Genomic DNA, 16,005 nt, shown 5'->3' with positions numbered 1-16,005 from the left:
ACTCTCACCTTCCATTTAATTCTGCAGGCTGCTTCAGCCACTGAAGCAGCATTTCCTCAAATTGCTCCCTGCTCGCCGGAATGGCCGTCAGCCAGTCCTGATCCCCTTTGATGCTCATACGTACGAGCCAGTTCATCGTGTCATTTACCATAAACGCTGCATTTTGCGACTCCCAGCCGCTGCCGGTCCAAGTCGACAATTGCAGCTCACCTTCACCCGTGCGGTATTTCATGCATTTGGCAAGCGCGATCGAACCTTCCACATCGTTTGTTGCCTTTACCAGCTGGTCACCGAGCTCTTCGAACGGAATTTCCGAGGTATGGCTGAAGAGATGGGCAAACTTCTTTTTAGAGAGAAGCAAAGCCGGCGCTTCCATCGGCGCGAAGTTTTTCAAGTCCATTTCCTCCACCAGCGTGCGGCAGGCCTCCTCGACGGTCCCGAGCTCATCCAGTTTGTACTGGCAGTCCTCTGCGGATTTGCATACTTGTACGACACGCTCGTTGGTCACATGAAGATAGCCTTCGAACGTTTCGTCGTTTTGAACATATTTAAGCCAGCAGGACCGCTGCGCCAAGCCGGCAATCGCCACTCTGGAAAAGATTTTGGGCGGCATAGACAATTCTATGCCGTTCTCTTCCTCAATGAGGTAACCCTTTTCCAGCAACGAGGCTTTCACAATATCCCATTCTTCCGAGATCTCTTCGGCCAGATATCCTTGAAATGGGTCTTCCACGCCGAGAAGCCGGTCCGAACCGAGAATCCCGGCAAGAAAAAAGAATTCTTTATTATCAAGTGTAATGGTGTCCTGTCTGGAAGCATGAATCGTCAACATTATGAGCCACCTCCCCTCAAACGACAACATGCCATCGGTCGCGAATTTCGGCAACCCAGCGATGGCTGTTCCAATAGTCATCAAACGGAATTGCGGCCTTAACCCTGAAATATTTCCGTTTAATATAGTACCCTTGTCCCGGCGGAAGGATTTTCAAGCTCCCCTGGGTATGACTCGCTTCCGAAAACGGAATACGAAAGAACGATAAATCGTTAGGGTCTAAAGTCCCGAACAAAAATCCGCTTTGGCAGGATTTAATATCGTTAAACCAGTCTGCGCCGAACGTCGGTAAATCAGCGGGCACCCCTGAAACGATCACATGCACATTTCGGTCGCGGCCCTGGCGGACGATCGCCGTCAGCTGCTCTTTCACTGTAAAATCCTGGAGCTGTTTCGCCAACAGGTCCGCATCATCGATCACAAGCACGGCAGCCGGCGCTTCCTGGCCTGGACTCCGGGCTTGGACCTGTTCGTACAGCCGCTGAATCAGCGGTCCAAGCTCTTCCTCGCGGCTGGCGCTAGCCTGAATATGCGGAAGTTCCGCCAATTGGCTCAGCCCGCGGTTCCCATAACGGGTATCGATGGTATACATCTGCAGCATTTCCGGCGGATAGCGGTGTGCGAGGGACAGCATCCAGCTCAGCAGGAAGGAGGTTTTTCCCCCTTCCATTGGGCTTGCTACGATAAAGTGCGGACCTTCCTGCAGGTCGACCCCGAAAGGGTCCAGGTCATCGGTTGCCAGCCCGAGCGGCACCTTAAGGCTGCCGCCGTTCAATAGATCCCGGTCGTAACCGGCTGCCGGCGGGAGCAGCTCCCTGAGCGTGACACGGTCAGGCAGCTTCCCGATCTCCGGAGCCTGCTGCTCGGGGTACAGGGAGCGGATCAGCTGGATCCGGTTTCGGAGCGCTTCCGTACGCTGTACCTCATCTATTCCAACGGCCGGCAAAGCCGCCTGAAATTCCAGCGGCGGCTGGTACCCCTTCACCAAACCTCTTCCCGGCGGCAGACTGCCCGGTATCCGTCCCGGTCTGCCGACAGCATAATAATAATCGGCGGAGTCGGCCAGCTCGAAGGTCAAAGCGTTCGTCAGACTGCTCCGCACTTTCTCGAATATATCAGAAATCCGGTTGGCCGTAACGACAAATGTCATGCCTAGAGCCGCTCCTTCACGAAGGAGAAACTCCAGCGTTTCGTTTTCCTCAGGGTAAATGTTGCGGAAGTTCAAATAGCCGTCAATGACGATGACCAGTTGAGGCAGCAAACCAGGACGGAACGGTCTGTAAGCGGCTGCCGTCTTTACGCCTGCTTCAGCGAACAATTCTTTCCTGTGGGCTGCCGTCTTCATCAGAAACCGGAAGAGCCTCTTGATCCGGTCCTCCTCTTCGGCCGTCATGACCGCCCCGATGTGGGGGAGCCCCGCAAAATCGCGCATGACCCGGCCCATGTCCACAACGTAACCGTTCCAATCCGCCGGCGAGTACAATGTTGCCAGCGACATCAGAAGGGACTGGACAACGGTCGATTTGCCGAGGCCCGGCATTCCGTACACAGCCCAATGTCCTTGCTGCATCGGGATGGTCAGAAGCCTCTGGCTTTGGTTCGGCAGATCGTCCATCAGACCGGCTATGCCGGTGATGTCATCAATATTGTCCGCATCCGTCCCTTGCATGACGGCGTCCAGCTCCAAATGCTCCGGAAGCGGCGGAAGCCACGGGCCCTGCAGGCGGATAATTCCCTCTTCTTCCGCAGTCCGGGCGAGCTGATCTATAAATACCTGCAGCTGTCGCTTCGGCTGCTGCATCAGCATTTCGGCCGCGTTCATGCCTCCGGACAACAAGCATTCCCGCTTGCCATTAAGCCCGACTTCGCTTACCGCCCGTTTCTCAAGGGAGGCCTCAGGGTCCAAATAAGGCGCCCCGCTCCATGCAAACTGCATTTCCTCGAACACTTCGTCACTGCCAACCTGAAGGTAGCCCCTGCCCGGTTTGGTGATCCAGGCGGCATTGGGAATTTTCAGCATATCCCGGCTGTCACTTTCATCCTGAACGCGGAGGCAGATGCGGAACCTCGCATTGCTCCATATTTTCTCGTCAACGACTCCCGCCGGCTTCTGGGTGGCCAGAATCAGGTGAACGCCCAGCGTGCGGCCGATTGCCGCTATACTGATCAATTCATCCATAAACTCGGGCTGGTCCCGCTTCAGCTCGGCGAATTCATCTATAATAATGACCAGATGCGGTAGGGGTTGTCCCTGCCGCTGTCTAAGCAGCTTATAATATTCATCGATATGCTGCAGATTGCCCGATTCGTTAAGTATTTTCTGGCGTCTGACCAGCTCGGCCTTCAGCGAGACCTTGGCTCTTTCGATCAGGCTGCTGTTCAAATTCGTGATCGTTCCGACAACATGCGGAAGATGATTAAACGTGTTGGACATGCCGCCGCCCTTATAGTCGATCAGCATGAAAGCCAGGTCATGCGGGTGGTATTCCGAAGCCAGGGAAGCGACGATCGATTGAATCACTTCGCTTTTGCCGGATCCCGTCGTGCCTGCGATCAGGCCGTGAGGGCCGTGACCGTTCCGTTCGATCTTATCGTGAATGTTGAGCATGACTTTTTTGCCTCCGGCCCGGACGCCGATCGGAACGGGAAAGCTCTCCGGATAACGGTTGTGCCTCCACCTGCTGCGTACATCCCACGCCCGGATGTCTTCCAGGCCAAGCATGTCGAACAAGGACAGCAGGGATGGAATCTCCGAAGCCGACGAACGCTTAAGCCGGATCGGGGCCATATAGCGGGCGAGCGCGTCCGCCTTTTCCAGCGTAATCGTATCGGCTTCAAAGCTTTGCAATTCAAAAGAACCGTCTTCCCGTTTCAGCGAATACTGGCCGCTCCCCTGGGACATATCAACGATCAGCTGGCACTGCATCGGCAGCTTCTCCTTGCGGTCCGATATAATGATCGTGCAGGCATCGACGTCGGCAGCGTCCTCCAGCAGCAGCGGCAGGAGCGGTTCTTCTTCGATCAGCCCGCTCCCCGCCAGAACGACAACGTAGGCCGGCAGCTGGGCTGCGATCTTCCGGCCGGAAAAAGCACGGGACGTCTTGCGCCTTACCAGCCGCTGAAACAATTCATCCGCCAGCTGGTGGGCGCTGCTGCGGCGGTCCGCCATATAACGTGATGATCTGTCCTCATCCCAGACATGGGGCAGCCATCTCATCCAATCCCAGTCTCCGGCATCCTTCTCCTCATAAAACGCCGCCAGTTTCACCTCATCCGGCGAATGCCGTACGGCCAGCTGGACGGCGACCACCCGGAGCGCGTTCAAGACGGACTCGCGATCGCCGACGATCCCGACGACTTTAGCCTGAAACAGCGGCAATACGATAGAGGATCCCGGCACAGTCTGAAACTCTTCTTCGAGCGACTGCGCCGCTTCGAGAAGCGGATCCTTGACGTAGCCTTCGGGCTTCGGCGCCTTTACCTTTGTATGAAACGGCAGGCTGCCGGTACCAATCCGCGTATGCAGAAAGTCGTCATCTTCCGGTGAACGTTCCCACAAGGAACTGTTCCGGTTTTTTACGATATGAAAGCAGACATCGGGGTCTCCATGGATATCGTATAGCACGTCCACTTGTTCCTTCTGCCCTGCGGCAAGCTCCTTCCTGAGCTTGTCCAGTTCCGCATAATACATGCTGATGCGTTCGTTCAGCTGTTCTTTATATTTCCTTTTGTTTCCCAGATAAGCGATGAAAGGGATCGTATATGATGTAAGCATCATGACAACAGAAACCATTTGAAACATGACATACGTGTTGTTCGCTATATTCCCTGTAAGGTTCATGTAGATAAACAAACCGATGCTGAAGATGGTCATCACTGCCGGGAGGATGATCGAAACCAAAGAAAATGATGGTTTACTCGGCTCGCCCGGCGGCCTCAGGATGTCCAGCCGCTGTTCCTTGATCGTCGGTTTGATTCTGGGCGAACGTTGATATAACACATTCATAATGCGTCAACCCCTCTTTTGGCATCCAAAATCCTTCAGGTTACCCATGCAATAAGTACTAGTGTTCAGGAATCCAAAAAAAACATTTTTAACTTTCCATTACCCGATTCCATTCATATTGAAACAAATTTCTTCTGCCGAAGCTCGGCGCCTCTTCCGTCGTGGTCGAAAAGGCCCGCTGGATTCGAACCATACAGCCTTCCCTAAGTCCTGCTTCAGCTACATCCTGGGCATCCTTTACCGGGAACCAGAGCCCCTCGGGAAATTTGCCTTCTAATATATATTGCGAGCCTTCAGGCGGAGCCTCCCCATAGATTCGAACGCCCAGCATGTCCTTTAGGTGGGCCGCCGGGCAGTCATCCGGCACTTCGACATCAAACCAGTCTCTTTCCTGGCCGCTGATCATCACGGTTAGAATCAAAGGTGTCCACTCCTTCTTGCCATAGTAGAAATAGCTTATTTATTGTAGTTGAAGTAACATTCAGCAGACCCAAGCGAAAATATGAAAACTTTGTAACCTTATGATAATGTAACATCAGTGCATAATCCTGTCAATTTGTGACATTTTAACTAGTTTAATTCTCGGTGTTCCATAGTTTTATAGTTCTTATGTACTATTTCTAGATGGATTTATCTGTATGTAACTGATTTATATCCATTTTCAAGGAGATACTGGTCCTATTTTATCACTCCGAAAATAATACCTGATACCCAGTTTCACAGGCAGATGCAAGAAAGGCAAGTTCCCTCTTAAAAGATTTATAGCCTTAGGCGTATTTTTAGGGCCGCAGGTTTTGAAAACACACAAAAAATCGGAAGCCTCTAATTATATTCACTTCCGAAAAATTGTGTGCAATTTAACTATTTATAAGTTTTCTTTAAGGTTTTTTTAATATTTGGCAGGTAGAATACAGGTATGGAATAACACGAATGAGGTGATTTCTATGAGAATACTAATTAACTTCCAAAACAAAGTAGTTCCCGTATACTTTACAACCGACTGCAAACAACCTGTTTCGAAAATAATGAAGCTGCTGAGTGGCACCTTGGAAAATAAAATTCAAAACGGAAAAAGAGCACTTCAGAAATGCTTGAATTCGCTGATCAGCATTGAAATTGAAGGTTCCGAAGCCATTCTTCACAGCAAGAGCGAAAATGACACCCTAGCACTGTCCCTCTATTAAGAGGGATGGTGTTTTTTTATATTAAGGCTGGGACTTCACCTGCTGATGGGACTCCACAAAAGCAACCGCCTCGTAGATCATGGCTGCCGCCTCGGCACGGGTTATCGTTGTCTTCGGATGGATGTTTCCCTCGGGATCCAAAGCCGCAACCTTATACACCAGGGCCCGCTCGATCGTCCCCTGATAAGCTCCGGTAATGCTCGCCTCGTCTTTAATTTGAATGTATATTTTCGGCAAAGGATATGCCCCGGTGCGCTCGATGCCCTGAACCAGATAGTGAATAAACTCTTCACGGGTCAGCGTCCGGCCGGGTTCGATGCTAGTCGGGATATCCAGTTCATTATAATGGGCGACGATAAAAGGCTGCGCGTACCAGGCGTCATTGGCGACGCGGGTGAACACGTCTTTTGCCTCCGGCTTCTTAATAAATGCGATGCCATCCAGATTCAGCTTCAGCGACTTGACGATCATCGTCACACCTTGCGACGCGGTCAGACCGGCTTGCGGCTGGAATTCGTCGCCAGTCATCCCCTGTACCAATCCACGGGCATGAAGGCTCTCAATTTTTTCTTTCTCCTGGACTCCGGTTAAATCCTTAAAGGAATCGTCCGCGTAGGTTTGCGACGGTGAAGCGGCCAGGCCGATCAGCGCCGCGATCACAACGGCTCCCTGCAGCAATTTGTTCACGATGCATCCACTCCATGCGTAATATTTTCCAATCTGATCTGTTTGACGGCTTGGTGGAAAGAAAGGTTGCACAGACGGGTAAAAGGGCACAAAATAACCCCACAACGTGGGGCTCCTTCATTAAAGGTATTTCGGCATTTTCGGGGGACCTTGCAAAAGGATAAAGATCGATATCGTAAACCAGTATTCCGTGAAGGCTCCCCTGATCGTCATGAACTAGTGTCTGCCCATATGGAAACCGGTTGCTCTTTCTGCTTTCTGGATGCGGATTTTGAACAGCTGCACTAGATTGGCGCGCGTATGTTCTTCTTGGCAGGAGTCCAATTTTTTTAAAATAAAGCGGTCAATGGACATGCCCATCCTCTCCTTGTCATTGAATTTTCCTTATAAACCCAGGAAGTTTCTTCCTGTTTTGAATATATACCCAGCCGTTTCCGCCTTTAATCAGCGCCTAGCGGCGCAGGTGATGCTCGGCTTCCCTCATCAGCAGCATCATTAGAACATTTATGACAAAAGACGCCACTATCAGCACGAGCCCGAGAATGAGCGCCGCAGCAGGCAGCAGGGCAGCGATGAGCAGGACGACGAACATCGCGGGCACGAGCAGCAAATACCACCGCCAGCGCTGGAGAGCCATGCTTTGAAACTGATACAGACCTCTCCTTCCAGCCAAAGCGCCGATTCCCTGACAAATATGAAACACCATGTACAAATTCAGAAGGAGGATGACCAGGCCCAGCGGAATTCCGATCGCAGCGGAAGCCCGGGGCAAGACCGACAAAACAAGGGCAAGAGCGGACACACCAAGCAGGACAGCCGCCGTGTTCCCGGCTTTGCGAAAATGCTCGGAGCGCCGGTTCAGCTTGGCCAGCCCGACATAGAACAGCAGATAGCCGATCACGTCGGGTAAAATGTCAAAACCGTTGATTTGGAAATCAAACAAAAACAAAAATCCCCAAAACAGATGATAAAAGCCCATCCTTCCCCCACCTCCCTGTTCCTTACTATTATATATTGGAATGACTAGTCCCATTATGACCAGGAAAGAAAGCGCTTTTACATAAAAATATTTTCGTCATCATTCGACATCTGTTTCTGCTCAAAAAAATATTTTTTTGACTTTTTAAACATTTTAATCTACTATATTTATCATAGTTAGTGACTATTTTATACTTAAAGGAGTTTACATCATGTCTACTGTACTTTTTATCAAAGCAAATAACCGTCCCATTGACCAGGCGATCAGCGTGAAGCTGTATCATGCTTTCAAGGATTCCTACACGGCAGCTCATCCGGAGGACGAAATCGTGGAGCTGGACCTGTTCGCCGAGCAGCCGCGCTATTACGACCATACGACGATTACCGGCCTGTATAAAACCGCTAACGGCATCGAAACGACACCGGAGGAACGTGAAGCGGCAGCGATCGCCGACCGCTACCTCGATCAGTTCCTGGCCGCCGACAAAATCGTCTTCGGCTTCCCGCTGTGGAACATGACCGTTCCGGCTGTGCTTCATTCGTACCTGGACTACCTGAACCGTGCAGGCAAAACCTTTAAATATACGCCGGAAGGCCCTGTAGGTCTGGCTGGCGACAAGAAGGTCGCTATCCTCAATGCGAGAGGCGGCATCTATTCCGAAGGCCCTGCCGCTGCCAGCGAAATGGCCGTCAACTTCGTTTCGCGCAGCATGGGCCTGTTCGGGGTCAAAGATGTAACGACCATTATCGTTGAAGGCCATAACCAGCTTCCGGATCAGGCTGCCGCATTGGTTGAAGCCGGTGTAGCCAAAGCTGCCGAAGCCGCCAAGAACTTCTAATCCTGCTTATAAAATGATTTGCACTGAAGCTGGACAACAATCTCCAGCCCAAAAAACCACGATGGTATCCATCGTGGTTTTTTGCTGACTTATTCATCCATCAGCTGCTTCGTCCAATAGGATGAGGATTTGCGCGGGGCCCCACTTTTGGATCCCCGCCCCTTCGGATCAGCCTTGCGCCTGCTTCGTGCTTCTTTTACCGCTTGAAACTTCAGCTCCCGCTGCGTCTTGTGGTAATTGGACAGCCGCCGCTCCTCCAGTACGCCTGCTTCCACCGCTTCCCGGACGGCGCATCCCGCCTCGCCTTCATGCTTGCAGTCCGCAAAGCGGCACCGGCCGCCGATCTCCTCGATGTCGGAAAACGCTTGGGCCAGGCCTCCTTCGTCTTCGAACAGCCGCAGTTCCCGCATGCCAGGCGTATCGGCCATGATGCCCCCTTGGGGCAGCAGGAACAGCTGGCGGTGCGTCGTCGTATGGCGCCCGCGGCTGTCATCTTCGCGGATCCCTTGAGTCTTCTGCACGCCGGCCTCGGACAACCAGTTGACGATGGTCGATTTGCCGCAGCCGGACGAGCCGGTCAGCGCCACGGTGATCCCTTCGCCCAAGTAAGCGGAGACGATGTCCCGTCCCATATCTTCCAGCGCGCTGATGGCGTGAACCGGCACCCCCGGCGCCGCCCCTTCCATCTCAGCGACCTTCAGCTCCGCGTCCGGGCATAGATCGGCCTTGCTGAGCAGTATAACCGGGGTCACGCCGCTGTTCCAGGCCATGATCAAATACCTTTCCATGCGCCTGACGTTAAAATCGTCATTGAGCGAGCTGACCAGAAACAGCGTATCGACGTTGGAGGCGATGACCTGCTCATTCACGGTGGCGACTCCTGCGGCCTGCCTAGAGATACAGGTTTTACGTTCCAAGACGCTGTGAATGATCACCCGCTCCTCCTGCTCCAGCACCTGAACTTCCACCCAGTCGCCCACAGCCGGCAGCTCACTCCGGTCCTGATGCTCATGCTTCAGCTTGCCCGATACTTCTCCCCATACTTCCCCGGCTGAGGTCCAGACCCGGTACATTTGACCGAAGTCGCTGACGATGCGGCCGGGAACGTGCTGTTTGCGATCTCGCTGCAGCCATTTCTGCTGCCAATCCGTATTCCATCCATAATGCTCTAAATTCAAGTAAAAATCCCTCCAATTTGTGAATGAATGACAAAAAGCCCCCGAAGCTTAGGCTCCGGGGGCATGACTTCTGAATCAATCAGAGAGCATTTCCCTTTGATGCGCAAAACGAAACGTCCGGAAAAAGGCATACCAAATCTGTGATGCCGTACCGAAACGTTACCGAACGCAAAAAAGCCGCGGCAACCCATGTAGGTCTCCGCGGCTTATTCGGCAAACATGAAACCATGCCTGCTGATGAAATGCCGTATGATCAGACGTGAGTCCTCAAATCTGATCGATTATCCAGCCGTCAAAGGAGACCATATATAAAATGTTAAAGGGGTCCAGTTCCATACAATGCTCTTCATCATTTTATATCGTCTCCTTTCCTGTCATTTGCTGCCATCATATACGGAATGCTTGTTTCATGTCAAGCCTTAATTTCCGGACGGGATCAAACCTGCTCCCACTTCGTCCATTGGTCCCGGGGGTTCATTTCATAAATGTCGTTATCCCGAGACATGTACCGGTGAATGATAAACTCGCGACGGATCGTTGCGTAATCATCATGAAACTGCTGTATAAACACGTTGATTTCTTTCTCAGTGTAACGGCGCCCCGGCTCAAGCTTCTCCACCAGATGCTGCATGGCGATCAATTTCTTCTTGTACTGGGCTGGTATTTGCGCCAGCCTCCCGTCCGCCGCAAAAAAGTTTCTCAACACCGCCGCCTTCATGGCCTCGTTCACCGGATCGGAGGTTCCCTTCTGCATTTCGTCTGCTTTACTCATATACATGTCATCTCCCCTCATTGCTCATTCGATGTTCGGCCGGACCTCCTTTGATAAATCCCGCGAAAGGTTGGGTAAAATATACCGAGCGCTTTCCGGAAGGAACCGGGCTGCAAATGATCTCCTGCCATCAAGCCGGAGAACCCGCCGAAATACCGAAATCATATTTTTAATAAACATCTAATTTAATATATATCTAATATTATGTCGCTCAAACGAATTTGTCAACGGCACATGTAAAAAACACTATCTTTGCAGCATGTTCACGTAAAAAGATCAGCCATGTGCCGCCTTTTGCGGATCTCTATTGGCTGTCCATGGTGGTTTTTACCGGAAATTTGCGATACGATTAAACGTGAGTGGTTTATAGACAGAGGAGGAGAAATTCATGCAAGACGTCATTATTATCGGAGCCGGTCCATGCGGACTATCGGCCGCCATCGAATGCGGACGCCGCGGACTATCGACACATATTATTGAAAAACACTGCTTGGTCCACTCCATTTACCTGTATCCGACCCACATGCAGTTTTTCAGTACGGCGGAGCTGCTGGAGATCGGTGATGTGCCGTTCCCTTCCCCGAACGAGAAGCCTTTTCGGTACGAGGCCCTGTCCTACTACCGCAAGGTAGCGGATCATTATGACTTGTCCATCTCCCAGTACGAAGAAGCGCTGTCCGTGGAGCGACAGCCGGATCATTCCTTTGTGGTACATACCGTTGACCGCAGCGGACAAAAACATCAATATGAAGCCAGAAACGTCGTGATTTCCACCGGTTATTTCGACCACCCGAATTATATTGGCATACCGGGGGAAGATCTGGATAAAGTTACACATTACTTCCGTGAAGCCCATCCCTATACCGGGATGAACGTGGCGATCATCGGCGGCAGCAACTCGGCGGTTGACGCAGCCATGGAACTGATTCGCGTTGGGGCGAATATCCATATGGTCTACCGGGGCGAGGAGGTTTCCGAGAACATCAAGCCGTGGGTGCGCCCGGTGTTTGAAGCGATGGTGAAAAAGGGGAAAATAGAGGTCCACGTGCAATCCAAGGTCACCGAAATTCGGGAGTCGTCCATCACTATCCAGGATAAAGACGGGCATACGACCGAAATCGATAACGATTTTGTGCTTGCCTTAACCGGATTCCGGCCGGACCGGAAGCTGCTTGCTTCCTGCGGCGTCGAGCTGGACGGGGATATGGAGAAGCCGCTGTTTAACCCGGAAACGATGGAGAGCAATGTGCCCGGACTCTACGTGGCAGGCGTCATCGCGTCCGGCCGCAATGCGAACGAGGTCTTTATCGAAACCGGCCGAAAGCACGGCGGGCTGATTGCCGAGCATATCGCCGCTGTTCGGGCATCTCATCAATAACAATTTTCACAGCAGACAGTCCGCGTCGTCATATACATCAAAAAAAGGCGTACTTTAGGCTGCCAATGAAAGGAGATGTTCCGTACGGATTTTACATCACTGATCCTGCTGATTCTCGCCGCCCTCGGCATAATCAGCAGCAACACGACCATTACCGTGGCGATGACCATCCTGCTGCTGCTGCGGGTGCTGCATTTACAGCAGGCGTTTCCCTGGCTGGAGAAGTACGGGCTGACACTGGGCATCATTATCCTGACCATCGGCGTCATGACTCCGGTGGCCAGCGGAAAAATGAGCCTGCAAATGCTCGGAAGCTCCTTTCTGAACTGGAAGTCCCTGCTGGCGATCGCCATCGGGATGCTGGTCGCTTATCTTGGCGGCCGCGGTGCCTCCCTGATGTCGGCCAATCCGACCATCGTCGCCGGCCTGCTCGTCGGAACGGTACTTGGCGTCGCCTTGTTCAAGGGCGTTCCGGTAGGGCCTTTGATTGCGGCCGGGCTGTTGTCCCTGCTGATCGGCAAAAGTTAAAAAAGAGGCGCCCGCTATGGACGCCTCTTCCGAATGTTAAGAGACCCGGTCTTTTGAAGACATGGGTTTCTTCTTTTTTTGTTTACACCTCCAGGTGCTGCACATTATACAGCCGTGCATAACTTCCGTCCAAAGCCATCAGTTCGGCATGCGTTCCCTGCTCCGTAATCATCCCGTGCTCCATCACGACAATTTGGTCCGCGTGGGTGATCGTGGAGAGCCGATGGGCGACGATCAGCGTCGTCCGGTTTGAAGCCAGCGATTGCAGTGCCTGCTGAATGAGATGCTCGGACTCCAGGTCCAGTGCGGAGGTTGCCTCGTCCAGCACCAGAATTTCCGGATTTTTCAAAAAAACGCGGGCGATGGCCAGGCGCTGCTTCTGCCCCCCGGACAGCTTGACGCCCCGTTCCCCGACTTCCGTCTCATACCCGTCCGGCAGATTCATGATAAAGTCATGGGCGTTGGCCGAAACCGCAGCCGCTTGAATCTCGTCCATGCTCGCCTCGGGGTTGCCGATCAGAATGTTATCCTTTACCGACCCGCTGAACAGGAAGTTATCCTGCAGCACCATACCGATTGAACCCCGCAGGCTTTCAAGGGTCAGCTTCCGGATATCCTGCCCGTTAATGGACACGCTGCCCTGCTGAATGTCATAAAATCTCGGGATCAGCGAAATGAGGCTCGATTTGCCGCCTCCGCTCATACCGACGAAAGCGACGGTCTGTCCGTGCTTGATATCGAGGCTGATATCCTTGAGCACCCAGTCGCTGCCCTCATTGTATTTAAACCACACCTCGTCAAACGAAATATGCTGAACCGGCCCCTGAAGGGTTTTCGCGTCCGGCGCATCGACAATATCGTACGGCTCCTTCAGCAATTCCATCACTCTTTCCAGCGAGGCGGAGGCCTGCGTCAGCACCGAGGAGGAGTTAATCAAACGCTTGAGAGGCGCATACAGCCTGTCCAGATAGCCGAAAAAGGCGACAAACGTGCCCAGGGTCAAATCATGATGGATCACCCGGTAGCCGCCGTACCCGATCACAAGCAGCGGGGCGATATCCGTCAGTGTGTTGATGATCGAGAACGTTAGCGCGTTCCATCTCGTCTGCGCCAGCGCTTTGTTCAGGAAATTCTGGTTGATGCCCGTAAACTGCTTATGATCGAAGCGCTCGAGGGTAAAGCTGCGGATTACGGAAATCCCCTGAATCCGTTCATGCAAATACGCCTGAATGCCGGCAAGCGCCTGAGAACGGTCCTTGGTGAGCTTCTTGAGACGCTTATACAGCACATTGACCGCGATCCCGTAAAGCGGAAGAATGGCGATGGACACCAGGGTCAGCACCGGGTTCAGGTACAGCATCACCCCCAGCACAATCAGCAGCGTGAACATGTCCAGCCAGATGTTCATCATGCCGACCTCAACGATATTTTTCGTCTGCTCCACGTCGTTGATAAAACGAGAGATGGCCTCGCCTACCTTTGTATTTTGGTAGTAGCGGAGCGACAGGCGCTGCAGGTGCGCATACAGGCGGTTCCGCATGTCGAACAAAATCCGGCTCGTGATCAGTTGGGCAAAATACTGCCGTAAATATTCGACCGGCCCCCGCACGATAATAAACAGGACGAGCGCGCCCCCTAAAATGAGAAACAACCGGGTAACCTGCTCCGATACCGTCATTTTCGGGTTAAGCAGCAGGTCATCCACTACATATTTGAGAATCATCGGCAGCGTCAAAGGGATGCCGAATTTGATCATGCCGATGATCAGCGTACAAATAATCCATTTCGTATAAGGTTTAACAAACCGGTAATAAGCTTTCCAGTATTCCAAAAAACATTCCCTCTCCTTTCTGGCTGTCAATCAGGCTAATGGCGTGGGTAGAGGCGAATATGCGCCGGCAATCCGGACGCCTCTTATATCATACCTTGTTCAGGTCAGCCGCATCCGCTGCTTGGCACCAGGAACCCATCCGCCCGGCCGCGGCATGCGGCAAACCGAAGCGCTCCTCCCCCCCCCCGGCGGGAAAGCAGCGGCCATAATCGGTCCGATCCGGGCTGAATTGCCTTTTCCTGACGCTCATGAGTTGACATTTCCCCCCTTCAATGATTAGATATCCTTAAATGTAAGATCGGACTTTGTTCCTGTATCGATCATTATACATTATCCCGGCAAGGTCAGCTTGGGTTAGATACTTAGGATTCAGGAGGTTCTTGATGTCTAGACAATTCGTTACAGAAGCGGTCATGGTGGCGATCTATGGAGAATTGCTCCAGACGAGCGTCCCGGTTGAATATATCGTGCCTTATACCAGCCTGCTGGAGCTGTATGAGCTTCAGGACAGCGACGAGCCGCTGATGAGCTCTGCGGAGGATGACAGGTACGTAAAGGCCAGAATCAAGGAGCTGACCGCCTATTTCGAGGAACCGCTGAACAAGAAAAAAATTCAGAAAGCGCTCCATATGCCTTGGGCCAAGAGTCCTTCGATCCTCCTTGGCGAATCGGCGCGGATTACGGTCATCAACGCGATGGACACCGCTCCCTATGGTGAGCTGTTCGACCCGGTTGAGACGGAGCTGCTGCTGTCCTCGCAGCGGGAGGAAGCCCCGGTGCTTACCGATCAGATCGAGCTGATCCAGCGGATCGTCGAGGCTGCTGTGCCTGTGCATGTTTTTGATATCGAGGATTTTCAGTTTGCGGTGGAAACTGATAACTATACGCAGCACATTTAATAAAGTCTCGATCAGCAGCAAAAACTCCTTTCCAGGCGGAAAGGAGTTTTTGTTTTGTCTGGATTTGCGCCGCCCCAATTTTACGGACAGCCCTCCACAAAGCCCAATCCATAAGCATCCAGCGACCTGATCTATCAGGATGCGCCGGTTAAGGATCGCTTTTGGCATATACGGTTAAATTGGCATACTCGGCAATCAGCGGCGCCATCTGGCGGAAGCCAAGTTTGCCGCCTCCAAGCGGCGGTCCGTAGGACACTCCGTCGTCTTCCCACACGAACAAGGGGAGATCGTTGACGGCAAAGGTAATGCGCCTCCCCTCCTTGACGATCAGCATCCGGTAAGGGCCGGCCGCATCCATCACGCCTGGAATGGGGTCGGCCCCTTGCGCGACTAGATGAAAGCCGTAGCTTTTGCGCAAATTACATGTCTGAAACCTTCGCTCCTCCGTCCATTTCCTCCGGAAGTAAGACACGTGAAAGGCGTTCAGATCGCCATGATGATACTGATCGTATTCTCCCGTTCGCGGCTTGAACGAAGGGTCGAACAAATCCATGCCCTCCCTGCCGCTTGCGCTGAAAAACATGATCGCGAGGCCCGGCTCGCGCACCGGCCAAAAATCCCAGGACATGGCGGCCTCTGCCGGAAAATCCTCCGGGCACCACAGCACAAAATTGGCGCGCTGCCCCTCGGCCTCGTCCAGCACACTCTCGAGCCGCATCCGGCCCAACGGAAACGTGACGGCAGCCTCTCCCTCCATGCGAAACCCGGCAGCATGCTCCGGCTTCGCGAGCGGATTGTTGTAAATCCTGTCCCACCCTTCAGGAATAAGCGGGCTGCGGGTGTCCTGTGTGTTCCCGCTCCAGGTCGATGGATCCGTATGCATCGAATGTGCG

At 52.7% G+C, this 16,005-nt stretch carries 16 protein-coding genes; 5 read left to right on the top strand and 11 right to left on the bottom strand.

Annotated features, from left to right (window positions below):
• Positions 1-4: 4 nt before the first annotated feature.
• The 3 genes from KI379_RS08160 to KI379_RS08150 all read right to left on the bottom strand — a co-directional run bounded on the left by KI379_RS08160 (position 5) and on the right by KI379_RS08150 (position 5,259).
• Positions 5-832 carry a hypothetical protein gene (locus KI379_RS08160; RefSeq protein ID WP_089546600.1) on the bottom strand — a complete coding sequence of 276 codons (828 nt, stop codon included), beginning with the start codon at positions 830-832 and terminating at the stop codon, positions 5-7.
• Between the two features lie 16 nt (positions 833-848).
• Positions 849-4,838, bottom strand: coding sequence for a type VII secretion protein EssC (essC, locus tag KI379_RS08155; RefSeq protein ID WP_212983254.1), 3,990 nt, complete (start codon positions 4,836-4,838; stop codon positions 849-851).
• 88 nt (positions 4,839-4,926) lie between these two features.
• The gene (locus KI379_RS08150; protein WP_076167874.1) at positions 4,927-5,259 is read right to left on the bottom strand and encodes a hypothetical protein; all 333 of its coding nucleotides are present in this window, start codon (positions 5,257-5,259) and stop codon (positions 4,927-4,929) included.
• A gap of 523 nt (positions 5,260-5,782) precedes the next feature.
• Between KI379_RS08150 and KI379_RS08145 the strand changes: the two genes are divergently transcribed.
• The gene (locus KI379_RS08145) at positions 5,783-6,022 is read left to right on the top strand and encodes a hypothetical protein (protein WP_076167876.1); all 240 of its coding nucleotides are present in this window, start codon (positions 5,783-5,785) and stop codon (positions 6,020-6,022) included.
• 21 nt (positions 6,023-6,043) lie between these two features.
• Here the strand turns inward: KI379_RS08145 and KI379_RS08140 are convergent, their stop codons facing one another.
• From KI379_RS08140 to KI379_RS08130, 3 genes are all read right to left on the bottom strand, one after another.
• A complete protein-coding gene (locus tag KI379_RS08140) occupies positions 6,044-6,709 on the bottom strand; it encodes an S-layer homology domain-containing protein (protein ID WP_244879218.1) in 666 nt (221 codons plus the stop codon).
• Between the two features lie 216 nt (positions 6,710-6,925).
• Positions 6,926-7,063, bottom strand: a complete 138-nt coding sequence (locus KI379_RS08135; RefSeq protein WP_163872756.1) for a hypothetical protein — start codon at positions 7,061-7,063, stop codon at positions 6,926-6,928.
• A gap of 97 nt (positions 7,064-7,160) precedes the next feature.
• The gene (locus KI379_RS08130) at positions 7,161-7,688 is read right to left on the bottom strand and encodes a hypothetical protein (RefSeq protein ID WP_076167878.1); all 528 of its coding nucleotides are present in this window, start codon (positions 7,686-7,688) and stop codon (positions 7,161-7,163) included.
• A 211-nt stretch (positions 7,689-7,899) separates the two neighbouring features.
• Between KI379_RS08130 and KI379_RS08125 the strand changes: the two genes are divergently transcribed.
• Positions 7,900-8,526: an FMN-dependent NADH-azoreductase gene (locus KI379_RS08125; protein ID WP_076167880.1), complete on the top strand. Its 627-nt coding sequence runs from the start codon at positions 7,900-7,902 to the stop codon at positions 8,524-8,526.
• A gap of 89 nt (positions 8,527-8,615) precedes the next feature.
• On the opposite strand, the gene rsgA is transcribed toward KI379_RS08125, so the two are convergent.
• On the bottom strand, positions 8,616-9,704 hold the full coding sequence (gene rsgA, locus KI379_RS08120) for a ribosome small subunit-dependent GTPase A (protein WP_244879217.1): 1,089 nt from the start codon (positions 9,702-9,704) through the stop codon (positions 8,616-8,618).
• 436 nt (positions 9,705-10,140) lie between these two features.
• Positions 10,141-10,476, bottom strand: a complete 336-nt coding sequence (locus KI379_RS08115; protein WP_244879216.1) for a DUF2087 domain-containing protein — start codon at positions 10,474-10,476, stop codon at positions 10,141-10,143.
• A 388-nt stretch (positions 10,477-10,864) separates the two neighbouring features.
• Here KI379_RS08115 and KI379_RS08110 point away from each other — a divergent pair, with 388 nt between their 5' ends.
• Positions 10,865-11,854: a YpdA family putative bacillithiol disulfide reductase gene (locus KI379_RS08110; protein ID WP_076167886.1), complete on the top strand. Its 990-nt coding sequence runs from the start codon at positions 10,865-10,867 to the stop codon at positions 11,852-11,854.
• Positions 11,855-11,929: 75 nt separating this feature from the next.
• On the top strand, positions 11,930-12,382 hold the full coding sequence (locus KI379_RS08105; protein WP_076167888.1) for a DUF441 domain-containing protein: 453 nt from the start codon (positions 11,930-11,932) through the stop codon (positions 12,380-12,382).
• An 82-nt stretch (positions 12,383-12,464) separates the two neighbouring features.
• On the opposite strand, the gene KI379_RS08100 is transcribed toward KI379_RS08105, so the two are convergent.
• Together KI379_RS08100 and KI379_RS08095 are read right to left on the bottom strand one after the other, a co-directional pair.
• A complete protein-coding gene (locus KI379_RS08100; RefSeq protein ID WP_089546596.1) occupies positions 12,465-14,213 on the bottom strand; it encodes an ABC transporter ATP-binding protein in 1,749 nt (582 codons plus the stop codon).
• Positions 14,214-14,301: 88 nt separating this feature from the next.
• Positions 14,302-14,463 (bottom strand): hypothetical protein, encoded by a 162-nt coding sequence (locus KI379_RS08095; RefSeq protein ID WP_212983253.1) that lies wholly within the window; start codon positions 14,461-14,463, stop codon positions 14,302-14,304.
• Between the two features lie 133 nt (positions 14,464-14,596).
• Between KI379_RS08095 and KI379_RS08090 the strand changes: the two genes are divergently transcribed.
• Positions 14,597-15,112 (top strand): ADP-heptose synthase, encoded by a 516-nt coding sequence (locus KI379_RS08090; protein WP_076167894.1) that lies wholly within the window; start codon positions 14,597-14,599, stop codon positions 15,110-15,112.
• A gap of 148 nt (positions 15,113-15,260) precedes the next feature.
• Here the strand turns inward: KI379_RS08090 and KI379_RS08085 are convergent, their stop codons facing one another.
• Positions 15,261-15,995 (bottom strand): DUF1961 family protein, encoded by a 735-nt coding sequence (locus tag KI379_RS08085; protein WP_212983252.1) that lies wholly within the window; start codon positions 15,993-15,995, stop codon positions 15,261-15,263.
• Positions 15,996-16,005: the final 10 nt, after the last annotated feature.

The organism is Paenibacillus cineris (assembly GCF_018333335.1).
GTDB classification, from domain to species: Bacteria; Bacillota; Bacilli; order Paenibacillales; family Paenibacillaceae; genus Paenibacillus_AQ; species Paenibacillus_AQ favisporus.
The sequence above is the reverse complement of the archived record's forward strand: the minus strand, read 5'-3'. Positions and strand labels throughout refer to the sequence as shown.